The sequence below is a fragment of the Taylorella asinigenitalis ATCC 700933 genome, from assembly GCF_000687755.1.
In the GTDB taxonomy this organism is placed as follows: domain Bacteria; phylum Pseudomonadota; class Gammaproteobacteria; order Burkholderiales; family Burkholderiaceae_B; genus Taylorella; species Taylorella asinigenitalis.
The window spans coordinates 309,209-331,803 of record NZ_JHXN01000001.1; the positions used below are offsets into that span (position 1 = coordinate 309,209).

Here is a 22,595-nt window from a genome sequence, read left to right on the forward strand (position 1 = left end):
AAAAATCAAGCTATTACTGTTTAGCGTTAAGTTCGTCGTAGTATTTTTTCGCTCCAGGGTGAATAGGAGCAACCATACCTTCTTGAGCAGATTTCGAATCTACAGCCTTAATTGCTTGATGCGAATTTTGTAGATTAGGCAATTTTTCAATGAATGTTTTAGTTAGTTTATAAACATCATCGTCGCTAATTTTACTAGAAACGATAATTGCATTCCTAATGACTGCAGTTGTTACAGGCTCATCATTACCGTAGGTGCCAGCTGGAATCTCTTTAGAACTAAAGTACGGTGCTTTATCTGCGATTTCTTTAAGTTTATCCGCTGGAACAGATACTAATTTCATGGGAAAGCTTCTAGATAATTCAAGTAAAGATGCATTAGGCAAACCAGAAGTTAAGAATGCAACATCAACTTTTCCAGTTTTTAGTGCGTCTGCAGATTCTGCATATCCTAAATAATCAACTTTAATATCGTTATATGTCATACCAAAGCCTTCAATAAGATTTCTGGCATTTGCCTCTGTACCAGAGCCAGGTGCACCAACAGAAACACGTTTACCTTTAATATCTGCCAAAGTATTAATTCCAGAGTCTTTAGAAGTCACAACTTGCACAAAGTTAGGATATAGGACAGCCATCTGACGAATAGTCTCTACAGGCTGTTTAAAGCTATTTTGCCCTTTAACCGCATCAGAAAGGATATCTGACATCAAGAATGCCATCTCAACTTTTCCGCCACCTACTAAATTAGCATTTTCTACTGAAGCACCAGTAGTTTGAGTTTTAGAATTTACGCCATAAGCTTTGTTATATTCGTCAGCTAAAGTAGTTGCGATAATGTTATATGGACCTGATGCACCACCAGTTGCAATCGTTACGAATTTGGTTTCTAAACCTTCTGATTTAGCTGTATCAGATGAAGTTTCAGGAGCTTTAGTTTCTTGTGTTACCGTTTTAGTTTCTGTGGTTGTGGTTTCAGTTTTGCTGGTTGTTTTGTTAGTATCCTCTTTTTCTCCACATGCTGCCAAGGCAACTAATACGAAGGCTAAAATGCTAGTCGTTTTAAACAATTTCATAAAATACTCCTAAATAAATTGCACTAGTATATTTAATTAATAGTAACATTTGAATTTAAAACTTTAACTAGTAAAACCACTATTAGGAAATCCACTTATGAGTAAGCAAGAAGATAATGAAGAGGATTTTGAATATAACTATACGAAAAATGAATTAAAGAATAAATATATGGCTGGAATGTTAGGTATTTTTGGTGGAGTTATAGGGATGCATAAATTCTACCTAAACCAGAACTCTCTTGGACTGCTATATTCAATTCTTAGTTTAATCTTTGTTATCGCTACTGGCCTTTTAGTTCAATTAACTGAAAATAAAGCCTTTTTGTTTTTAGCCGCTGTTCCGTATGCGATTGCCTTATATTCTATTTATGAAGGAATTATGTTAATCCGTATGAAAGATGAAGTTTTTAATGCAAAATACAACAAATCTGAGCTAAATTTAGAGTAATTATTGATTTAGAATACGCTCAACATTAAAATAATAGTTTCCTTTAGCGCCCGTAGCTCAGTTGGATTAGAGTACTTGGCTACGAACCAAGGGGTCGTGGGTTCAAATCCTGCCGGGCGCGCCATTACTTTTTAAGAATTAATATACTTCGTAAGCCCTTCACCACTGATTTCCCTGATAGAATTTCACTCTTCCCTCTTCAACAGTTATAAGAACGCTTTCGTGCTTTATGGCTATTTCTCTATCTGTACCCATTTGATGGACATTTTGTAATTGCCTAACTATTTCAGCCATTTTTCGATGATTTGGATTGTATTGATTTAGCTCACCCAATATATAACGCAGTAGATTTTTCTGCCGAAGTTCTGATATATATCTCCAATGTAGAAGATCAAAAGAAGCTGCCTCTTTTTTTCTATGAATACCAAATTCCAAATTAACGTAAAGTGCGTCTATTTTTGCTAATTCTACTAGAAGATCTTGAACGTCTTCACAATATTGACCAAACCTGCCCACATTTTCTGGCCAAGTCCAAAATATATCAGAAAATGCCTCTGACAAATGGTTTCTTATAGATCCACGACTAAATTTAGGATCATTATTACTTGGGTCCTCAATATATTTGATATTGGCATTTTCTAATAATTTTCTATCAATCCTTCTGTGTAATAGTGGACGATGAAAACGTATTCCTTCTTTGGTAGAAACAGAAGGCATACCTTGCATTCCTAAAATTCCAGTGCCTCGAATTAATCTAAAAAGAATTGTTTCGGCTTGATCAACAATATGATGAGCTAGAAGCACATCTGATATGTTTAAGGATCTGCATTTATCAATGATGGCTCTATACCTCGCTGTTCGAGCAGCTTCTTCAATTCCTTTTTTGGAGCTTTCAATAACAACATAAAGAATATGAATTAGAAAACCATGCTTCTGAGCAAAATTTAGATTGTGTTCAACCCATTCATCCGCTGTGGCAATAAGCCCGTGGTGAACGTGCATTAAGTGAAGTTCAATATTGTACCTATCAGCTGAATTTTGTGCCTTCAAAGCAAGGGTGATTGAATCAGCTCCACCACTAAAACCTAAGGCGACTTTATCTATACCGAGATCTGAAAATTCCTTAAAACATTTATCAACGTCATAGTCTTTGAAACGTTGGAAAGCTTGAATAAATTCAATATTTTTTTTTTCTTTTTCAGTTAAATCCCTATCTGGTGCAGTAGTCTTAATTCTAAAGTCGTAAGTACTATCACGTTTTTTCTGCAACTCGTCCATAAGACATCAACCTCTGTATGCGTCGCTCAATAAGTTGCTCTGGAGCTATGCCTTCTAATTGTTTGAGTGACTCATTTAAAATTCGCTTTAAATTTTTTGCTGTCAAAGTTGGATTGCGATGAGCACCTCCAACTGGTTCTGGAACAACTTTATCTATCAATCCAAACTCTAGAATCTTATCGGCTGTGATACCTAAAGCTTCAGCTGCCAAAGAAGCTTTATCTGCACTTCTCCATAAGATTGAAGCACATCCTTCTGGAGAAATAACTGCATATGTAGAGTACTGCAACATATGCACAAAATCACCTACGGCAATTGCTAGAGCTCCTCCAGAACCACCCTCGCCTATTATGGTGGCAATGATCGGTACTCTTAGCTCAGCCATTGCATACAAATTATGTCCTATAGCTTCAGACTGACCTCTTTCCTCAGCACCCACCCCAGGATATGCACCTGGAGTATCAACAAAAGTGAAAATAGGAATATTGAATTTTTCAGCAAGCTTCATCAATCTTAAAGCTTTGCGATATCCCTCTGGACGGGGCATACCAAAATTACGTTTAGCCCTTTCCTTAGTATCGCGTCCCTTTTGATGGCCTATAACCATACAAGGTTCACCATTAAAACGTGCAAGCCCACCTATAATCGACAAGTCATCAGCATACATGCGATCACCATGTAGCTCGTGAAAGTCAGAAAATATACTTTTAACGTAGTCCATGGTGTAAGGACGTTGAGGATGACGTGCAACTAGTGCAGTTTGCCAAGGGGTAAGCTTATCGTATATAGATTTAGTAAGAGATTCACTTTTGGCTTGAAGCTTAGAAACCTCTTCAGATATATCAATCACGTCCTCTGTAGAAACATTACGAAGTTGTTCGATTTTTTGTTCTAATTCTTCAATCGGCTTTTCGAACTCAAGAAATGTGTTTTTCATAATTTTAGGCGTAAATTGAGATAAGTAATAATATCATTCATTGATTTTAATGTCACTTAGGTTCGTCGCCAATTTGTAATTCCACCTGGCTTATCTTCAAGTTCAATACCAGCCCTCTTAAGCTTTTCCCTAATTTCATCTGCAGCTTTGAAATTTTTGTTGGTTTTCGCTGACTTACGATCCAAAATCAATTGTTCAATTTCAGAATCGGACAAAGAATCAATATTTGAATTACTAATTTGAACTTTAGAATATCTTGTAGAGGTTCGAAAATACAACTTAGGTTCAATAACAAAAAGACCTAAAACGCGACCTAATGCGACTAATAAGTTTAATAATTCTTTAGACTTTGTTTTATTAATTTCAGTATTTAATTCAAATAAGATAGAGATGGCTAAGGAAGTATTGAAATCATCATCCATCGCTTGCTTAAATTTTGAGGCAAATTGGTTAGACCAATCAATTTGTACATCCTCAATATCAAAGTTACTTAAGGTTTGGTAGAACCTATCAAGGGCGGCCTGTGCATCAATTAAATTATCTGGCGTAAAATTTTGAGCACTTCTGTAGTGATTACGAACAATAAAAAAACGTAGCATTTCTGCTTCGCGAACATTGTAGTTATACTCAGATTCATCGTCTGAAATATCACCGACAGCTACCGTCTGACGAATTGTCTTAAAATTTCCAAGAGATTTAGACATTTTGTCGTTATCGACCATCAAAGGTCCGCAATGCATCCATATGCGAGCTAAATCTATCTCGTAAGCACCCTCAGATTGAGCAATTTCATTCTCGTGATGTGGAAATTTCAAATCTGGTCCGCCTCCGTGTATATCCAAAGGTAGTCCAAGCAATTCCTTACTCATAGCAGAACATTCTATGTGCCATCCTGGACGCCCGAAACCATATGGTGACTTCCATTTTGAGTCCTCAGGCTCAGTCTCCTTAGCTGCTTTCCATAAAACAAAATCAAGAGGGTCTTGTTTGGCTTCGGAAACTGCCACCCTCTCACCGGATCTCATATCATCTAATGACCTACCAGAGAGCTTGCCGTAGGGTTCAAATTTACGTACAGAAAAGTTAACATCGTTATCCTCAGATTTGTACGCAAGGCCCTTAGATTCAAGTTTTTTGATAATCTCTAACATCCCACTTACATGTTGAGTTGCCCTAGGTTCGTAATCTGGTGGCAATACCCCCAAAGCCCGCTCATCTGCATGCATGGCGTCCGTGTAAAACTTTGTCACTTCGCTTAATTTCTTATTAGTGGCAACAGCTTTTTTTATTATTTTGTCGTCTATATCAGTAATGTTTCTAACATATTTAACTTCGTATCCCTTCAATCTTAGCCACCTACAGATAACATCAAAACTAACAAGCATGCGGGCATGGCCAAGATGACAAAAATCATAAACAGTGATTCCACAAACATACATGCGAATTTTGTTAGGTTCAACAGGCTTTAAATCTTGTTTTTGACGAGTCAGAGAGTCGTATATTTGCATTTGAAAAGTATAAAATGGATAAAATTTTCCATAAGTTTAACCTTAGAAATTCTATTTTGAAAAATATTAAACACATTGCATTAGCGATTTTGATGATTACGGGAGCATTGCCAACCTTAGCTGCGGAGAAGGATTACAGCAATGAAGGTGGCTCAACTACTGTTGCTAGATTTCTAGACATTTTTACGCCCTCAGTAGATACATCCATTCCTGAAAGTCGCACTGACTTAGCAAACAGAATCAACGGTCTTATAAACCAAGGCAAACTTAATGAAGCTCTGCGAGAAATCAAGAAGAATCAAACAGATGATTTAAAGCATATTGCACCTCAAGTTGATGTTCAACTTATATTTTTAGAGGGACGGGTTTATGAAAGACAAAATAATCTTAAAAAATCTTTAGAAACTTACCGTAACATGACGCAGTCGTACCCAGAGCTTCCTGAACCGTGGAATAATATTGCCGTTATACAATTACGGCTTGGGCTGTTAGAAGAAGCAAAGCAATCGTTAGAGCAAGCTATTTCCATCAATCCAAACTATGGTGTCGCTCAAAAAAATCTCGGCATAGTATATGCACTTAAATCGCGAGAGCATTTTCAGAAGGCTGGGAGGCTTGGGGTTTCGGGGGCGTCCAACAAAGCTAAAGAGCTTGATCATCTAATTAAAGGAAAATAGGGATATGAAAAAATTAATTAATACTTTATTATTTGCGTCTATAATTCCCGTGTCTTTAAACATACACGCACAAACACAGGAGAAAAAAATGACTAAACAAAATGTAACTCTCGATACTAATAAAGGTGTTATCACGCTTGAACTTGATTTAGAAAAAGCACCTAAAACTTCACAAAATTTTATTGAATACGTAAAAGCTGGTCACTACGATGGGGTTATTTTTCACCGCGTTATCAAAGGTTTTATGATTCAAGGTGGGGGCTTTGCACCAGGCATGTCTGAGAAATCTACTCGTGAACCGATCCAAAATGAAGCAGATAACGGTCTTAAAAACGACAAATACACTGTAGCAATGGCTCGTACCAATGATCCTCATTCAGCATCAGCTCAGTTCTTTATTAATACTGCGGATAATGATTTTTTAAACTTTAAATCTAAAGACGCACAAGGTTGGGGATATGCTGTTTTCGGTAAAGTTGTTGGCGGTACTGAAGTTGTAGACGAAATCGAAAATGTTAGTACTGGTAGCCGTGGTTTCCATAACGATGTTCCTAAAGAAGACGTGATTATCCAAAAGGCAACTTTAGTTGAATAAACTAAATATTAGCGGCTCTACATTCTTGGTCTCAGATATTCATCTGGGGCCAGATATTCCACAAACAAATTCTCATTTCTACGATTTCCTTTTCTCCATTCAATCCGAGGCAAACGCCCTTTTCATAATTGGCGATTTGTTTGAAGTTTGGATTGGAGATGATCTTTTAAATAAAAATCCCCCTGCTTGGCTTACGGAAGCCATCGAGAAATTAACTAATTTTGCCAGTGCAGTTCCTACCTACTTTATTCATGGTAATCGTGATTTTTTAATTGGAAAAAAATTTTCAAAAACAACTGGTATTAAGCTTTTGCCTGAAGAAGTAATAATTAAAACTCAAAACGAAAAATACATTCATATTTCTCACGGAGATCAGCTCTGTTTAGATGACCCAGGCTATATAAAGATGCGAAAATTATTTAGAAATAAACTTCTTCAACGTATTTTTTTAAGCCTTAGCATTAACCGAAGAACTACAATTGCAAATAAAATTAGATGCAAAAGTAAATTAAACAAAAAAAGTGGTCATTTTTATTTAGATATTGCTCAAAGGGCGGTAGATAAAATATTTTTTAAAAATCCTAACGTTAGTACCATTATTCATGGTCATACACATAGACCCGCTATTCATGAGCATGGTTTCATAACTAGATATGTTCTACCAGATTGGGATTACGATCAAGACAGTAGAGGTGGTTTCTTAGTAATTACATCTGATGGTCAAATAATTACAAAATATTCCATACCCAAAGAGCAACAATAGCCCCAAATATAATGCGATACCATGCAAATGGCACGTAAGAATGCTTAGCAACGAATCGCAACAAACCCTTAACAACAAATAGAGCACTGAAAAACGCAGTCACAAAACCTATAACTACAGCAATAATATTGCTTTCACTTAATAGATGACCGTATTTATAAATACTGAGGGCTGTAGCTCCCATCATAGTTGGAATAGCTAAGAAAAAAGAAAATTCAGTGGCAACTTTACGTTCAATCCCAGCCATCATACCTGCAATAATAGATGCACCTGATCGTGAAGTACCAGGAATCATAGCTAAACATTGAGCAAATCCAACTGCCAATGCCTGCATGATAGATATCTCTTCTATACTTAGAGTCTTCGATTTAATCATTATATTTTCATCGTCTCTGACCCTTTTTGAAAACTCAGGCCTGCTCTCAACCCAAAGCATAATTAAACCGCCTAAAACCAATGTAATGGCATAGACTATAAATTGATCATCAAGCAGCTTTTTTATTTGTTTTATAAATATTAGGCCTATAACAGCAGCTGGCAAAAAAGCTAAAAGAATATTTCGTACAAATAGAAGATCGGGCTTTCTAGCACGCATAGAGCCTGCAGCTATTTTTAATAACTCGCTTCTATATAGCCAAACAATTGCAAGAATGGATCCCAGCTGAATAACAATTTCGTAGACCTTATCTTGACCAGCGTCAAAATTAAGCCAATCACCGAGGATTAATAAATGGGCAGTGCTTGAGATGGGTAAAAATTCAGTAACACCCTCAACAACGCCTAAAATTGCAGCTTTTAACAAAAAGATAAAATCACTACTCATGTTATTTGAAGTGATTTATTAAATGTGGAAATAACTTCGGAGTCGACGCAATCATATTTCCCGTCTGCTTCCATGTTTGCTCTCCTTGGAAATCTCCAACGAGTCCGCCTGCCTCAACAATTAATAATGTGGCCGCAGCAATATCCCAATTTTGCAATCCAGCACCGAAATATGCATCAAATCTACCGCAGGCAACATATGCCAATTCAAGTACTGTCGACCCAAGTCTTCTGAACCCACCAGAATGCATAATTAAATCTTTAGACTTATTTGCGTAGTCTTCAACAGAATCATTTTTAGAATGTGGAAAACGTGCAGAAACCAAAGCATCAGATAAAGACTTAACACCACTGACACGAATTCGCCTATCATTCAAAAATGCTCCACTTCCTCGAGATGCAGTAAACAACTCATTCCTAGAAGGATCATAAATGCAAGCTTGAACAATCTGCCCCCTATGAGCAAGTGCAATGGATACAGCATAATTAGGAGTGCCATGAACAAAATTGTTTGTACCGTCAATAGGGTCGATAATCCATACGTGGTCTGTATTTTGACCCTTTTGACCACCTGTCTCCTCTCCAAGGATACTGTGTTCTGGATAAGCTTCGAGTAGCACTTCGATAATAGCCTCTTCAACTGCAGTATCTATATCAGTTACATAGTCGCCCGAATCCTTTTTAGAAACTTTAATTTTTTCAGGTTCCAGACTAGCTCGATTAATAATTGAACCTGCTTTTCTTGCAGCTTTAATAGCGATAGCTAATTGAGGTTGCATACTGTTTAAATATAAAATTTTAAAAATTACTATTATATTAAAAACACCTTTTTTAAGCCTCAAATGAATAAGACAATAAATTTATTCCTTCGCACAATATTTGTTTTAGATAAAACATCTCATGGTGGCAATGTTGGAGCAGCTGCTCGAGCCTTAAAAACTATGCAGTTTAGTAATTTAGTGCTCTGTAATTCCTCTCTAAAAGATATTCATTTAAATTCAGATGCAATTGCTATGGCATCAAATGCACAGGACACATTGGCAAATATAAAAGTTGTAGAAAATTTATCACAAGCATTGTCAGAGGCGACCTTAACATTTGCTATGACGGCACGAAAAAGAAAGGACTTTGAATCTGTAGATATTAGACAAATGGCAATAATTGCTCATAAGCATTTACTAGAAACTGAGAATCATAAAATTGCTGTTGTTATGGGGAATGAACAAAGTGGCTTAGATAACGCTTCTTTATATGATTTCAACTACGTAGTAAATATTCCTGCAAATCCTGAATATAGCTCATTAAATGTCGCACAAGCTTTGCAGTTGGCTGCTTGGGAACTTAGATATGAGTACATATTAACTGGTGAAATAAAGGAACAAATGATGGAGGGAGAGGACATTGCCACCCATGGGCAAATGAATCATTTAATTAAATCTGTTGAATCGATTTTAAGTGAATCGGGCTATGAAAAGGAAAAGCTTGCATCCCTAGAACGCAAGCTTACGCATATATTACTTAGAGCCAAAATTTCTAAAGAGGAAGTTCAAATGCTCCTCGGAATTGTCAAGTTCCTTAAAGCACAAAATCCTAATTGTTAGAAATCTTTTTCACCTCACTATCACCCTCAGCTTCAATTAGGGCTTCTTTTAAAGCTTTAGGGTTTTGAAATGTTTGTAGCTGTAATGGAACAGGAAGTTTGAATCCATTTTGTTCAAGGTGTTTTCGTGTATCCTTCATAAGCTTAGCCTGAAGATCCCAAAAAACACTTGCATGTGCCCAAACACGCATAGTCACTATCACCACTGAATCTTTATAATCGGTAACAAGAACCTCATGTTTAGGGGATGTTAATACATCGGGGTCGGACTCTATCATATCGTTTAAAACACGAATGGCTTTATCCAAATCATCTCCATAACTTATAGGTACTTGCAAATCCATACGTCTTTGCTGAGAGCGGCTAAAATTCGTAATCTGACTGCCCCAAACAACACTATTCGGTAGGGTTACTTGCATTCCATCAAGCTTAACCAGTTTAGTTAAAAACAAACCAACTTCAACAACAGTACCTGAAACATCAGTAGAGTGAACTGTGATGTAATCCCCTGTATTTAATGGTCTTAGAGCAATTAACATTATTCCAGAGGCGATATTTTGCAATGTCCCTTGCAGAGCTAAACCAATTGCTAAGCCTGCTGCACCTAAAGCTGCAATTAACGATGCCGTTTCAACACCAAATTGGGTAAGAACAATCAATATAACTACTATACGAATGGCCCATACAGCGATTGCTGTAATCATAGGCATAGCTGTTCTATCGACCGCCCTAGTTTTAGTTAATATATTTTTAAGGCCTTTTCCTATAAGATTTGATATCATCCATCCAATGATCAGGATAACTGCGGCTGATACAAAGTTAACAAGAAATGACATGACCCATGGCTCCCAACGAGCCCATAAATCTTGTGTTTGCATGAAAATCACCTAGAAATATTAAAATAGAATCTAATAATTTTAATTGATAAGTATGAACAAGAAATTTAGCCCTCCAGATGCGGCATCATTGACACCTATGATGCAGCAGTATTTCAATCTTAAATCGCAAGCTGGCGACGATGTATTACTAATGTTTCGGATGGGAGATTTTTATGAAATGTTCTACGATGATGCACAATTAGCATCTAGGATATTAAATCTTACGCTTACAAAACGCGGCCATACAGGTGGCAATGATATCCCAATGGCAGGCATTCCTGTTCAGTCACTGGATCAATATCTCTCTCGTTTAGTTGCTAGCGGCCTATCTGTAGCCATTGGTGAACAAGTAGGCGATCCTGCCTCATCCAAAGGGCCTGTAGAACGTAAGTTAGTCAGGATTATTACTCCAGGCACAATTACTGACGAAAATCTTCTTCCTCAAAAATCTGATAGCCTAATTTTATGCATATACTCTAAGGGTGTTCACTCCGGTATTACATGGCTTAATTTAGCTAACGGCGATTTTGCTTCTTCTGAAATTCTGAGTAAATCACTAGATCAGGAGCTATATCGTCTAAGCCCAGCGGAAATTATTGTTCCTGAGAGTAGCAATTACAAATTTAGCTATAAATGCACAATAACAAAAGTTCCTGATTGGCATTTTGATCTAAAAGAATGCACATTAAGATTAAAGGAATTTTTTAAGATTGATGACTTAAGTGTATTTGGGCTTGGTGTCGAGACATCATTAAATATCATATCAGCTGGTTGTTTGCTTCGATATATCGTAAAAACTCAGAATGAAAACTTAGGACATATCAAGAAAATTTATATCGAATCGGAATCTCGTTTTCTAGGTCTTGATCCATTTACAAGAAAAAATTTAGAGCTCACTGAATCATTAAGTTCATCAAAAGGTCCCACACTTTTCTCTACTTTAGATAATTGCGAAACGGGCATGGGAAGCCGTCTTCTAAGAAATTGGATTCATAATCCACTTAAAAACAATTCTGAAATTAATGAAAGACAAACGAATGTTTCTCAGTTTCTGCAGCCAACAAACGAAGAGTTCAGTATCTCTCAAATTCTTAAAAATCTTAAGGATCAATTAAAACCAATTACTGATATAGAAAGATTAAGTTCTAGAGTGGCTATGTTAACAATCAAGCCCAAGGAGCTTGCTAAGCTGCGTGATAGCTTGCATACTTTGGAAGTTGTACGAAAATTTTTGCTCGAAAATTATGGGAATTTAAGCATAAATTTAGAATGTATTCCCAAAGCCGAAGAACTGAAAGAGTATTTAAGCAAGGCCATTGCCACAGAGCCATCAACTCAGATTCGTGATGGCGGAGTAATAGCTGAAGGTTTTGATTCGGAACTTGACGACCTAAGGAATACTAGTAGTAATAATGGTTCTTTTTTACTTGAATATGAGACGAAGTTAAAAGAGGCTACAGGCATTAGTTTACTTCGTGTTGAATACAATCGTGTTCAGGGATTTTTTATTGAGATACCAAAATCGCGGGCCGAAAATGTACCAGATGCGTTTCGTCGCAAACAGACCCTTAAAAATGTGGAGCGCTTTACTACGCCTGAATTAAAACAATGGGAAGATAAGATTTTATCAGCCGATGAGAGAGCTTTAAAACGCGAAAAATACCTCTACGATGAAATTTTGCAAAATATTCAAATATGGGTCTCCCTACTTCAGGATATTGCTAAATTAGTTGCAAGTATTGATGTTTACTCGGCCCTAGCATATCACGCATACAATAACAATTGGATTAAACCTGAGCTTGTAGAAGGCACAAGCATTGCCATAGAACAAGGGCGTCATCCAGTCGTGGAGAGAACAATCGAGAAATTTACGGCAAACGATTGCTTTCTTAATTCTGAAAATAGGATGCAAATTATCACTGGCCCAAATATGGGCGGAAAATCAACCTATATGCGACAAACGGCCCTTATTGTACTTCTTGCGAGGATGGGCTCTTATGTTCCTGCGGAAAGTGCAAGCATTGGTGAGGTGGATGCCATTTTCACTAGAATCGGTGCATCGGATGATTTGGCTGGAGGGCGTTCAACCTTTATGGTTGAGATGATTGAAGCTGCATCAATTCTTACTAATAGCACAAATGCGAGCCTTGTTTTGATGGATGAAATTGGTCGTGGAACATCGACATACGATGGTTTATCATTGGCTTGGGCCATAGCATGCAGGCTGTTAAATCACAATAAATCGCTCACACTTTTTGCGACGCACTATTTTGAATTGACACGACTAGTGGATGAATACAAGGGCATTGCCAATGTGCATTTAAGTGCAGTTGAAACCTCGGATGGACTTGTATTTATGCACGAAGTTCATGATGGACCTGCGAATAAAAGCTATGGCATTCAAGTGGCTCAGAAAGCGGGCTTGCCTATGGCTGTAATCAAGCAAGCTCAAAACGTGCTAGAGCGGCTTAATCAATCGAATTCTTCACAGATGGATTTATTTGACACGCAGGTTTCTGATATAGATGTGAGCTTTGAAGATCCAGCCGAAACGCGAGATAAATTAAAAAATCTTCAGGATTTTATTTCGGATATTGATCCAGATGAATTGAGTCCACGCGAGGCTCTTGAGACGCTATATCGCTTAAAGGATTTTTCTTCGAATATATAGGGAGGACATGATATGCAAATGGATATGAATAAGCCCATGCAACTGCTTGGTGGATTGAGTGCTGAAGAGTTTATGAGGGATTATTGGCAAAAAAAACCTCTATTAATCAAGCAAGCATTTCCAAATTTTAAAATGCCTATCCCACTTGAGAGACTTAGAACTCTCGCCTCTTTCGAGGGCGTTGAATCTAGAATGGTCAGACGCAATGGTGAGGAATGGCTTCTAGATCGTGGTCCACTCGAAGAGATTCCAACTAACGATATGCCTAATTGGTCTTTGCTAGTGCAAAGTATGGATTTGCACGAACAAGCCTTCTACGATATGGCACAAAATTTTCGCTTTATTCCAGATGCTCGCTTTGATGATGTAATGGTAAGCCTCGCTTCTATTGGAGGTGGAGTTGGACCTCATTTTGATACATATGATGTGTTTCTTTTACAGGGAAATGGCTCACGTACATGGAGAATAAGTCAACAAGAAGACCAAGAACTTATTCCTGATTTACCATGTAGAATTCTTAAAAACTTTAAACCTGAAAATGTGTGGGTACTTGAGCCTGGAGATATGCTTTACTTGCCTCCGCAATGTGCTCATGATGGCATTGCTGATACAAATGATTGTGTAACGATTTCATTTGGATTTAGAACACTATCACTTGCTAATATGGCCCGTGGTGTTTTGGAAGCTGCTATAGATCAAATTAGCGTTCAGTCGGGCTTAGGTATTGGTATATATTCTGAACCCTTGATTGATGGCTATAAAGTTGATGGTTTATATTCAGACCCGCAGCAAGGACCTGTAAGTAATCCAGCCCAAATTCCCGAAAGCATGATTGACCAATCATTAGAGGCTCTAAAAAATATTAAATATAACGATAAACTGGCTTCCCGTTTTTTGGGATGTTGGTTGACTGAGCCAAATAGAGTTGCTGAATTTGAATTTAATGAGGATGAACTAAATATTGAAGATATGAGCCCCGAAACAATTCTTAGATTAGATATCAAATCTAAGATGCTTTATAGAAATAATGAGGTATATATCAACGGTGAAGTTGTGGAAGCTCCGTTAAATGAGATTCTCAAAACACTGGCAGATGATAGAAAAATCACTGCTGAACTAGCTAATACAAGTGATGAACTTACATTTGAGTTATTGCATAGATGGCTCGATGATGGATGGTTAATTTGTGATTAATTGAATATCTCCTGCACGTCGTGCTAGTTTGGTTTGGCCGCTTACTCTGATTGTTTAAAATTTTTGTAAGCGGCTTTAATAAATCAATTTACTGGAGGATTTGCTAGAAAGTTAACTAGTAATTGCCAGCATTCTTGCACAGACTTAATCTCAACGCACTCTTTTGGTGAATGAGCTTGACGTATATTTGGTCCAAATGAAACCATCTGCATATCTGGGGCATGTTTTTTAAGAATTCCACATTCAAGACCCGCATGCATAGCCTTAATACTTGGCTTCTCATCATAGTAATCAGTGAAAATTTTTACTAAACTTGCTAACAAAGGTGATTCCATTTCAGGCTGCCAAGCAGGATAATCCCCATCTGATTCCATCCGTGCACCAGCTAAGTCTGCAACGCTTTTAAATCTTTGCTCTAAGCCAAATTTAGAAGCATCAATCAATGAACGCATTAAGCACTGCAACTCACAATTTCCATCACAAATTCTGGCAACGCCTAAACTTGTAGAAATTTCAACTAAATCATGTGAAAAATGGGTGTTTTTAATCATTCCATTTGGAATACTGCAAATCAAATTAAGAATTTTTAATGAGTTCTCATATGAAGCAGCTTTCACTTCTGTATCAGATGCAACAGAACTAACACTTAATTGAAATGGATTTTCAGTATGTTTAAATTCTTCTGAATAAATGGGCAATAATTCAAGTAGTTTGCCTTCAATATCACCCATAGATTGCCCTTCAATGGCAACGATAGCAGAGACCTCTCGTGGAATTGCATTTCTAACAGTTCCAGCATTCAAACTTATTAATTCAAAATTTATGCCACTTGATATTAAGATTTGAGAAAGCATAATAATTGCATTTACCCTGCCCTTATTAATATCTATTCCCGAATGACCGCCTTTCAATCCATGCAGCTTAATCTCATAAACTATGGAGTCCGATGATATGTCCTTTAGATCATAGTCTAAATGAATTGTAATATCGCGACCTCCCGCACATGCAACTGTTATTACCCTTTCATCCTCTGAATCTAAATTAAGTAAATATGGTGCAGAGAGCCATGCAGGATTTAAAACCTCAGCTCCACCCATCCCAATCTCTTCTTCAGTAGTCAAAATTAAATCAAGTGCAGGATGCGATAGATTCTCAGAAAACATAACACCTAGAGCCATGGCAGCTCCTATACCATTATCCGCTCCTAAAGTAGTATCGTCCGCATAAACCCATCCATCCCTAATGTAGGTGGCAATAGGATCGCGTTCAAACACATGTTTACTATTCACCCCTTTTTGAGGAACCATATCAATATGTGCTTGCATGGCAATAGCAGGTTTATCCTCCATTCCTTTGCTTGCTGGTTTGCGTATTAAAAGATTGTTTTTTGAGTCTTGTTCTACATAAAGGCCAATTTCTTTTGCTTTATTTAAGATAAAGTCACTTAGAGCTTTTTCGTGAAAACTTGGATGTGGAATGCCGCAAAAATCATCAAACCATTTCCATAAGATTTTGGGTTCTAGTTCTGTAATGGAATTAGAATTCATATAAGCCTCATAAGTTGTCTAATGCTCATATATTACTATATCAATCTAGTCAGTGATTTATAATAATAAACTTTAAAAATAACAAATATATAGAGTCAAATGTTAGACCAATACCAAGCTCAACTTGTTGAAAAACAAGCCCAAAAAGAATGGAATGAATCAGATGTTTATCGAGTAATTGAACATGCGACAAACGCTGAAGGTATTGAAAAACCTAAGTATTATGCATGTTCTATGCTGCCCTACCCTAGTGGCAAACTCCATATGGGACATGTTAGAAATTACACCATTAACGATATGCTAACCAGACAGCTTCGTATGAAAGGTTATAACGTTCTCATGCCCATGGGATGGGATGCATTTGGTATGCCTGCGGAAAATGCTGCAATTAAATCTAAGGTGCCACCTGCTGAATGGACCTATAAAAATATCGAATATATGAAAAAACAATTGCAAGCTATGGGTTTTGCAATTGATTGGTCTCGCGAGTTAGCGGCATGTGATCCTGAATACTATAAATGGAACCAATGGATGTTCCTAAAGATGCTTGAAAAAGGCATTGCCTATAGAAAAACTCAGGTAGTGAATTGGGACCCTGTTGATCAGACAGTCTTGGCAAATGAGCAAGTTATAGATGGTAGAGGTTGGAGATCTGGTGCTTTAGTTGAAAAGCGTGAAATCCCTGGATACTATTTAAAAATCACTGATTATGCAGAGGAATTATTAGACTTTGTTCAAAATGATCTTAAAGGTTGGCCAGAACGTGTAAAACTAATGCAAGTTAATTGGCTCGGTAAAAGTGAAGGTTTACGTTTTGCATTTCCACATGATATTAAAGATGAAAAAGGGAATTTAATTCAGGATGGAAGGCTTTATGTTTTCACTACTCGGCCAGATACCATTATGGGAGTCACCTTCTGTGCAGTGGCTCCAGAACATCCCATTGCCACCCTTGCAGCTTCAAATAATCCAGAGATAGCTAAATTTATTGAAGAAGCTAAACTTGGAGGTACGACTGAAGCGGAGATGGCAACGAAGGAGAAATCGGGTGTTCCAACTGGTCTTTTCGTCACTCATCCAGTAACAAAAGAAAAAATCGAAATTTGGGTGGGCAATTATGTACTTATGTCCTATGGAGACGGTGCAGTAATGGGTGTACCAGCTCATGATGAAAGAGATTTTGCCTTTGCTCTTAAATACTCGTTACCTATAAAACAGGTCATTGCTATAGACGGAGAGGAGTTTAGTAATAAAGAATGGAGAGAGTGGTACGCAGATAAATCACGCGGCTATTGTGTTAATTCAGATCTATTAGATGGACTTGAATATGAAGGTGCATTCAAGAAAATCGAAATTTTTATGCAGGAATTAGGTCTGGGGGCACGTCAAGAAACATGGAGACTGCGTGACTGGGGAATATCTAGACAGAGATATTGGGGCACCCCTATTCCAATTATTCACTGCCCACATTGTGGGACTGTACCTGTTCCCTACCAAGATTTACCAGTAGTATTGCCAACTAATTTAATACCTGATGGAAGTGGCAATCCACTAAACAAATCTGAAGAGTTCCTTAATTGCAATTGCCCGAAATGTGGCTCAGATGCTAAACGCGAAACAGATACCATGGACACATTTGTGGACTCTTCGTGGTATTACATGCGATACGCATCTCACCATAATGATCAAGCTATGGTCGATCAAAGATGCGATTATTGGATGCCTATGGACCAGTACATCGGTGGTATTGAACATGCGGTCATGCATTTGCTTTACGCACGTTTTTGGTCAAAAGTAAGTCGAGATCTAGGGCTTGTTAAATTTGATGAGCCTTTCGAAAATTTATTGACTCAAGGAATGGTGCTAAACCATATCTATAGCCGTAAAAACGAACGCGGCGGAATAGATTATTTTTGGCCCGATAAGGTAGAAAATATTTATGGTGAAAAAGGGCAAATTATTGGTGCAACATCGATTGAAGATGGTCAAGCTGTTGATTATATGGGCATAGGCACTATGTCTAAATCAAAAAATAATGGTGTAGACCCACAATATCTAATCGACACCATGGGGGCTGACACAGCTCGCCTATTTGTTATGTTTGCTAGTCCGCCAGAGCAAACTCTTGAATGGTCTAATACAGGGCTTGATGGCTCAAATCGGTTCCTTAGAAGACTTTGGAATCTTTGTTATGGAATAAAAGACAGCATTTCTTCTGTTTCTGATAACTTTGATTTCACAAATGCACCTAAAGACATAAAACAATTTAGATTAAACGTACATCAAATTCTTAAGCAAGCTGACTACGACTACAGTCGTATGCAATATAACACTGTGGTATCTGCAAATATGAAGCTTCTAAATGCACTTGAAGACGCGAATTTTGCAGAAAGTGAATACAAATTACATGCTACTAGAGAAGCTGTCAGCATATTGCTTCGTCTTTTGTATCCAGCTGTGCCACATATAACCTATGTTTTATGGCAGGAGCTTGGTTTTGCCTCTAAATATGGTGAAATTATAGATTCCCCATGGCCAGTGGTTGACGAGTCAGCTTTAATATCTGATGAAATCGAGATGGTATTACAGATAAACGGAAAATTACGCGGACAAATTACAGTTCCTAATGGTTCATCTAAAGATCAAGTAGAACAGATAGCCCTTGCTCATCCACAAATTGAACGACATCTGGAAGGTAGAACTCCTAAGAAAATTATTGTGGTACCTAATAAGTTAGTGAATGTTGTGGGATAGTAAGTGAACTTAGGTCTAAAAATCATTTTCAGACTCTTTTTGCTTTTTGCTTTAAGTCTTAGTGTATCTTGTGGTTTTAAAATGCGCTCAGAGATGCATCAACCATTTAATATGATGTATACGAATCTTGATTCGAACAGTAGGTTTGGTGTCATGCTTATGCGTATGCTTAAAACTAGATCGCCTAATCTTAAATTCGTGGATAATCCTAAAGACGCAGAAATAATTCTTAAAACATCAGAGCTAAGACGCGAGAGAACGCCTATTTCTCTTGATGCTTTAGGAAAAGTTGAAGAATATGAACTTTATTTGGAATTAGAATTTAGTTTACACGATGCAAGCAACAATATACTCCTACCCCAATCAATCATATCTTCGACTCGTATTATGCCCTACGACATATTGCAATCATCGGCTAGTGATCAAGAATCTGATTTTTTGTACGAAGATATGGAGAGGGAAATCGCATCTAAATTATTCGGAAGAATAACAGCATCTGATATAAGCAATAATTTTCTGAAGAAGAATTGAGATGAAGATTAGCTATGACGCATTAGATAAGCATATAAAAGAGTCAAAATCTGGCCCTAAAAATTTTTATCTAGTAATGGGCGATGAGATTCTATTGAATATCGATGCAGTTGATAGATTAAGGGAATTCTGTAGAAAACATGAGTATTCAGAAAGAATATCTATGGTACTTGATTCTAACGGCCCTTGGGATGATGTGCTTACTCATTTACAGACAAACACTTTGTTTGCAGAAAATAAAATTCTTGAAATATCTATTCCGAGTGGAAAATTTGGTCGTAAAGGTGGCCCTACTTTAGCTAAATTAGCTGAGTATATAAAGGAGCAAAATCCCGAGGATATTTGTGTAATAATTTCATGCCCTAAGCTAGATAAAAAAACTCAACAAACAAAATGGTTTACAAGTGTCGTTAACATTGCCACCTTAATAGATATTCCTAATTTAAAACGCAAAGATTTGCCTGCATGGGCTCGCAAACTTATAAAACAAAATGGGCAAACCATAGATGAAGATGCATTGACACTTCTGATTGATAGGATAGAGGGAAATATTGTTGCGGCAAAGCAAGAAATAAATAAACTTGCTCTTTTAGCTGGAAGTGAAACAAATCTTACTTTAGATATGGTTAGATCGAGTGTGGCAGATTCAGCTAGATATGATGTATTTCAGCTGACAGAAGCCATGATGCTAGGTAATATTCCAAGAAGTCTTAAGATATTTCATGGTCTGATTCAGGAAGGGGCAAATATTATTCAAATTCTGGCTATGGTGACTCGAGAAATTAGGATTTTATATAGAGTAATGCAAGGAAAGGTGAATGCGGAGGCATTGCCATCGATATTGAGCTCTATGGGGGTGTTTCCTAGCTTTCATCAAAGATATTTGAGTGCAGTTAATCGTTTTAATATGCCTAAAGTAATGGGTTTACTACAGCATGCAACGGATATCGATCAAATTTCAAAGGGCTATCCAATAGATGGTCGACTTAAGAGTCCAATTTCTGAGATGGAACGTTTAATTATTAAAACCGCTGGCAATGGTCTATTGTAGGAATAGGAATTAGTATGCTTTTATGGCTTAAAGTTTTTCATATAGTATTTGTGCTTTCTTGGTATGTGGGTATTTTTTATTTACCAAGAATATTTGTAAATCTTGCTAGCAATCGGGATAATCCTGAGGTTTATGAATATCTTTTGGGTATGTCCCATAGACTTTTACGATTTATGACTGTGATAGCTGTACCTGGGGTTATTCTAGGCTTAATTTTATGGCTTAATTATTATTGGAATAGTGGCCCATGGATGCATGTTAAGTTGTTATTAGTTTTTGGTGTTATGTATTATCATCATTTATGTTTTAAAATTCATAAATCCTTTAAAAACCGCACTAATACTAAATCTCACAAATACTATAGAATTTTTAATGAGCTGCCCTTAATCTTACTTATTGGTATTGTTTGGCTAGCTGTATTTAAAACTATCTCTTTATAAACATGGAAAAAGATAGTAAAACTCTAAGTCTAAAAAAGACCTCAAAAAAATCCACATTATCTAAGGATTCGGAAAGTAAGACTGTGCGTTCTGGTGCCAGGGCGAGAAAAGTTGCTCAAAGAGCTTTAAATGCACCAAAAACTAAAATTATTCCCAAAATCACTTCAGATTACACAACTGAGATGTTCTCTGTTTTTGCACCCTGCCCCATTGGATTGGAAGGTGTGTTGTTAGATGAACTTAAAAGTTTAGGGTTGCGAGAGGTTGAAATAGGTAAATCTGGATGTAGCTTTAAGGCTGATTGGAGTGGAGTAATGATGGCTAACCTAAGCGTACGCATTGCCTCCAGAATACTAGTTCAAGTTGCTCACGAGAAAATAGAAACAGAAAACGATATATATGAACTTGCTTATAAGGTTCCTTGGGAGCGATGGTTTGGGCCAGAGCATACTTTAAGAGTGGATACTACGGGTATGAAGACAGCTTTTACGAGTTTGCAATTCTGTAATCTACGTGCAAAAGATGGGATTGTAGACAGGCTGCGTGACAAAGAGGGTTCTCGTCCGAGCATTGACACTGTGCGTCCAAGTGCAAAGGTCCATTTATTTTTAGATAGTGCATCGGCTACTTTTTATCTTGATACATCAGGGGAATCTTTATTTAAACGTGGATGGAGACTCGATAAAGGTTTGGCACCGATTCGAGAAAATTTAGCTGCTGGACTGCTAGCTCTTACGGGGTGGTCACCTGAAAAGCCCCTTTACGACCCATTTTGCGGCAGTGGAACAATTTTAATAGAGGCTGCATGGATCGCAAAAAATATACCGCCAGGGCTATTTCATCCTTTAGGATTTGAAAGATTTAGAAATCATCCTGTCAAACAATGGCGTCAAATGAAAGCTGAAGCAAGGGAGAATCTCAAAGCTAGTGAACCATTGCATATATATGGAACCGATATTGACACATTCGCACTTAAAGCCGCAAGGGCAAATATTCTTCGAGCTGGTTTAGAGAGTGATGAAATAATGCTTAAAGTTATTAATGCACTAGAGTGTACCCCACCTTCAGAACCTGGGGTAATTCTATGCAATCCCCCATATGGAGAGAGATTAGACTCGGAAGATACTCCCTTCTGGCGTGAGTGGTCATCTGTTCTTAAAAAACAATTTACTGGATGGGATATAAATATTATTACTAGCGATAGAGATTTACCATCAAAATTGAGACTTAAACCTAGACGCAAAACTCCTGTTTTTAATGGCAATTTGGAGTGCCGCTTATTTAATTTTGAAATGGTCGAAGAGAGCTATAGAAATGACTAAGCCTAATTTAGAGTTCGCAAGACCCTCGAGAATGAAAATTTTCGCTTGTTACATGTATGAGGGCATGCTTCTGCTGGCGGTTATTTTTGTAACTTCTTATGCGTTTGACAGTCTCACACAAAGAACTGAAGTGGAAAAATACTTTTGGATAAGTCAGGCCTTATTATTCATAGCAATTGGCTTATATTTTGTACTTTCTTGGAGAGCTAAAGGGCAAACATTGCCAATGAAAACATGGAATATAGGCGTGAAAACCTTTAATTCTCAAAAACCAAGTACTGGACGTTTAATAATAAGATATATTTCTGCGTGGATTATCCCTCTTATTGGGGCTTTTGTGGTTGACCAAGTATCTAAAATGTTAGGATGGGCTTCGGTTACAGTTTTCGTATTTTTCACTCCATTTCTTAATTTTGTCTACTCATGGCTTGATCCTAAGGGCTTATTTCTTCAAGATAGGCTATCTGGGACATATCTCACACTAGTCAAATAAGACTCAAAAAT

Annotated in this window: 21 protein-coding genes and 1 tRNA gene; 14 read left to right on the forward strand and 8 right to left on the reverse strand. The window is 37.3% G+C overall.

Annotated features, from left to right (window positions below):
- Positions 1-13: 13 nt before the first annotated feature.
- Positions 14-1,075, reverse strand: coding sequence for a TAXI family TRAP transporter solute-binding subunit (locus tag T432_RS0101490; protein ID WP_028883890.1), 1,062 nt, complete (start codon positions 1,073-1,075; stop codon positions 14-16).
- A 97-nt stretch (positions 1,076-1,172) separates the two neighbouring features.
- On the opposite strand from T432_RS0101490, the gene T432_RS0101495 reads away from it, so the two are divergent.
- Both T432_RS0101495 and T432_RS0101500 read left to right on the forward strand, forming a co-directional pair.
- Entirely contained in the window at positions 1,173-1,523 is a 351-nt protein-coding gene (locus tag T432_RS0101495; protein ID WP_028883891.1) for a TM2 domain-containing protein, read from the forward strand.
- A 46-nt stretch (positions 1,524-1,569) separates the two neighbouring features.
- Positions 1,570-1,647 (forward strand) — tRNA-Arg (locus T432_RS0101500).
- A 35-nt stretch (positions 1,648-1,682) separates the two neighbouring features.
- Here T432_RS0101500 and tilS read toward each other — a convergent pair.
- The 3 genes from tilS to cysS are packed head-to-tail and all read right to left on the reverse strand — an operon-like array spanning position 1,683 to position 5,246.
- Complete coding sequence (gene tilS / locus T432_RS0101505) at positions 1,683-2,801, reverse strand: tRNA lysidine(34) synthetase TilS (RefSeq protein WP_028883892.1); 1,119 nt, start codon at positions 2,799-2,801, stop codon at positions 1,683-1,685.
- Positions 2,776-3,738, reverse strand: coding sequence for an acetyl-CoA carboxylase carboxyltransferase subunit alpha (locus T432_RS0101510; protein WP_028883893.1), 963 nt, complete (start codon positions 3,736-3,738; stop codon positions 2,776-2,778). The genes tilS and T432_RS0101510 overlap by 26 nt, the downstream gene beginning before the upstream one ends.
- A gap of 56 nt (positions 3,739-3,794) precedes the next feature.
- The gene (gene cysS / locus T432_RS0101515; protein WP_028883894.1) at positions 3,795-5,246 is read right to left on the reverse strand and encodes a cysteine--tRNA ligase; all 1,452 of its coding nucleotides are present in this window, start codon (positions 5,244-5,246) and stop codon (positions 3,795-3,797) included.
- 14 nt (positions 5,247-5,260) lie between these two features.
- On the opposite strand from cysS, the gene T432_RS0101520 reads away from it, so the two are divergent.
- The 3 genes from T432_RS0101520 (at position 5,261) to T432_RS0101530 (ending at position 7,281) form a co-directional block, all read left to right on the forward strand.
- A complete protein-coding gene (locus tag T432_RS0101520) occupies positions 5,261-5,923 on the forward strand; it encodes a tetratricopeptide repeat protein (RefSeq protein WP_248646252.1) in 663 nt (220 codons plus the stop codon).
- 88 nt (positions 5,924-6,011) lie between these two features.
- Positions 6,012-6,518 carry a peptidylprolyl isomerase gene (locus T432_RS0101525; RefSeq protein WP_028883896.1) on the forward strand — a complete coding sequence of 169 codons (507 nt, stop codon included), beginning with the start codon at positions 6,012-6,014 and terminating at the stop codon, positions 6,516-6,518.
- Entirely contained in the window at positions 6,511-7,281 is a 771-nt protein-coding gene (locus tag T432_RS0101530) for a UDP-2,3-diacylglucosamine diphosphatase (protein ID WP_028883897.1), read from the forward strand. The genes T432_RS0101525 and T432_RS0101530 overlap by 8 nt, the downstream gene beginning before the upstream one ends.
- On the opposite strand, the gene T432_RS0101535 is transcribed toward T432_RS0101530, so the two are convergent.
- Positions 7,247-8,104: an undecaprenyl-diphosphate phosphatase gene (locus tag T432_RS0101535; protein ID WP_028883898.1), complete on the reverse strand. Its 858-nt coding sequence runs from the start codon at positions 8,102-8,104 to the stop codon at positions 7,247-7,249. The genes T432_RS0101530 and T432_RS0101535 overlap by 35 nt on opposite strands.
- Before the next feature lies 1 nt (position 8,105).
- Entirely contained in the window at positions 8,106-8,882 is a 777-nt protein-coding gene (locus tag T432_RS0101540) for an inositol monophosphatase family protein (protein WP_028883899.1), read from the reverse strand.
- A gap of 63 nt (positions 8,883-8,945) precedes the next feature.
- Here T432_RS0101540 and T432_RS0101545 point away from each other — a divergent pair, with 63 nt between their 5' ends.
- On the forward strand, positions 8,946-9,704 hold the full coding sequence (locus tag T432_RS0101545) for an RNA methyltransferase (protein ID WP_015551322.1): 759 nt from the start codon (positions 8,946-8,948) through the stop codon (positions 9,702-9,704).
- On the opposite strand, the gene T432_RS0101550 is transcribed toward T432_RS0101545, so the two are convergent.
- The gene (locus T432_RS0101550; protein WP_028883900.1) at positions 9,694-10,581 is read right to left on the reverse strand and encodes a mechanosensitive ion channel family protein; all 888 of its coding nucleotides are present in this window, start codon (positions 10,579-10,581) and stop codon (positions 9,694-9,696) included. The genes T432_RS0101545 and T432_RS0101550 overlap by 11 nt on opposite strands.
- A gap of 52 nt (positions 10,582-10,633) precedes the next feature.
- On the opposite strand from T432_RS0101550, the gene mutS reads away from it, so the two are divergent.
- Together mutS and T432_RS0101560 are read left to right on the forward strand one after the other, a co-directional pair.
- Positions 10,634-13,252: a DNA mismatch repair protein MutS gene (gene mutS / locus T432_RS0101555; protein WP_028883901.1), complete on the forward strand. Its 2,619-nt coding sequence runs from the start codon at positions 10,634-10,636 to the stop codon at positions 13,250-13,252.
- Between the two features lie 18 nt (positions 13,253-13,270).
- Positions 13,271-14,446 (forward strand): JmjC domain-containing protein, encoded by a 1,176-nt coding sequence (locus T432_RS0101560; protein ID WP_028883902.1) that lies wholly within the window; start codon positions 13,271-13,273, stop codon positions 14,444-14,446.
- An 83-nt stretch (positions 14,447-14,529) separates the two neighbouring features.
- Here the strand turns inward: T432_RS0101560 and T432_RS0101565 are convergent, their stop codons facing one another.
- Complete coding sequence (locus T432_RS0101565; RefSeq protein ID WP_028883903.1) at positions 14,530-15,993, reverse strand: aminoacyl-histidine dipeptidase; 1,464 nt, start codon at positions 15,991-15,993, stop codon at positions 14,530-14,532.
- A gap of 99 nt (positions 15,994-16,092) precedes the next feature.
- Here T432_RS0101565 and leuS point away from each other — a divergent pair, with 99 nt between their 5' ends.
- The 6 genes from leuS to T432_RS0101595 are packed head-to-tail and all read left to right on the forward strand — an operon-like array spanning position 16,093 to position 22,584.
- The gene (gene leuS, locus T432_RS0101570; protein ID WP_028883904.1) at positions 16,093-18,747 is read left to right on the forward strand and encodes a leucine--tRNA ligase; all 2,655 of its coding nucleotides are present in this window, start codon (positions 16,093-16,095) and stop codon (positions 18,745-18,747) included.
- Between the two features lie 3 nt (positions 18,748-18,750).
- Entirely contained in the window at positions 18,751-19,278 is a 528-nt protein-coding gene (locus tag T432_RS0101575) for an LPS-assembly lipoprotein LptE (RefSeq protein WP_248646254.1), read from the forward strand.
- Position 19,279: 1 nt separating this feature from the next.
- Positions 19,280-20,329 carry a DNA polymerase III subunit delta gene (gene holA / locus T432_RS0101580; RefSeq protein WP_028883906.1) on the forward strand — a complete coding sequence of 350 codons (1,050 nt, stop codon included), beginning with the start codon at positions 19,280-19,282 and terminating at the stop codon, positions 20,327-20,329.
- Positions 20,330-20,343: 14 nt separating this feature from the next.
- Positions 20,344-20,769 carry a CopD family protein gene (locus T432_RS0101585; protein WP_028883907.1) on the forward strand — a complete coding sequence of 142 codons (426 nt, stop codon included), beginning with the start codon at positions 20,344-20,346 and terminating at the stop codon, positions 20,767-20,769.
- Between the two features lie 2 nt (positions 20,770-20,771).
- A complete protein-coding gene (locus T432_RS0101590; RefSeq protein ID WP_028883908.1) occupies positions 20,772-22,091 on the forward strand; it encodes a THUMP domain-containing class I SAM-dependent RNA methyltransferase in 1,320 nt (439 codons plus the stop codon).
- Complete coding sequence (locus T432_RS0101595) at positions 22,084-22,584, forward strand: RDD family protein (RefSeq protein WP_028883909.1); 501 nt, start codon at positions 22,084-22,086, stop codon at positions 22,582-22,584. The genes T432_RS0101590 and T432_RS0101595 overlap by 8 nt, the downstream gene beginning before the upstream one ends.
- Positions 22,585-22,595: the final 11 nt, after the last annotated feature.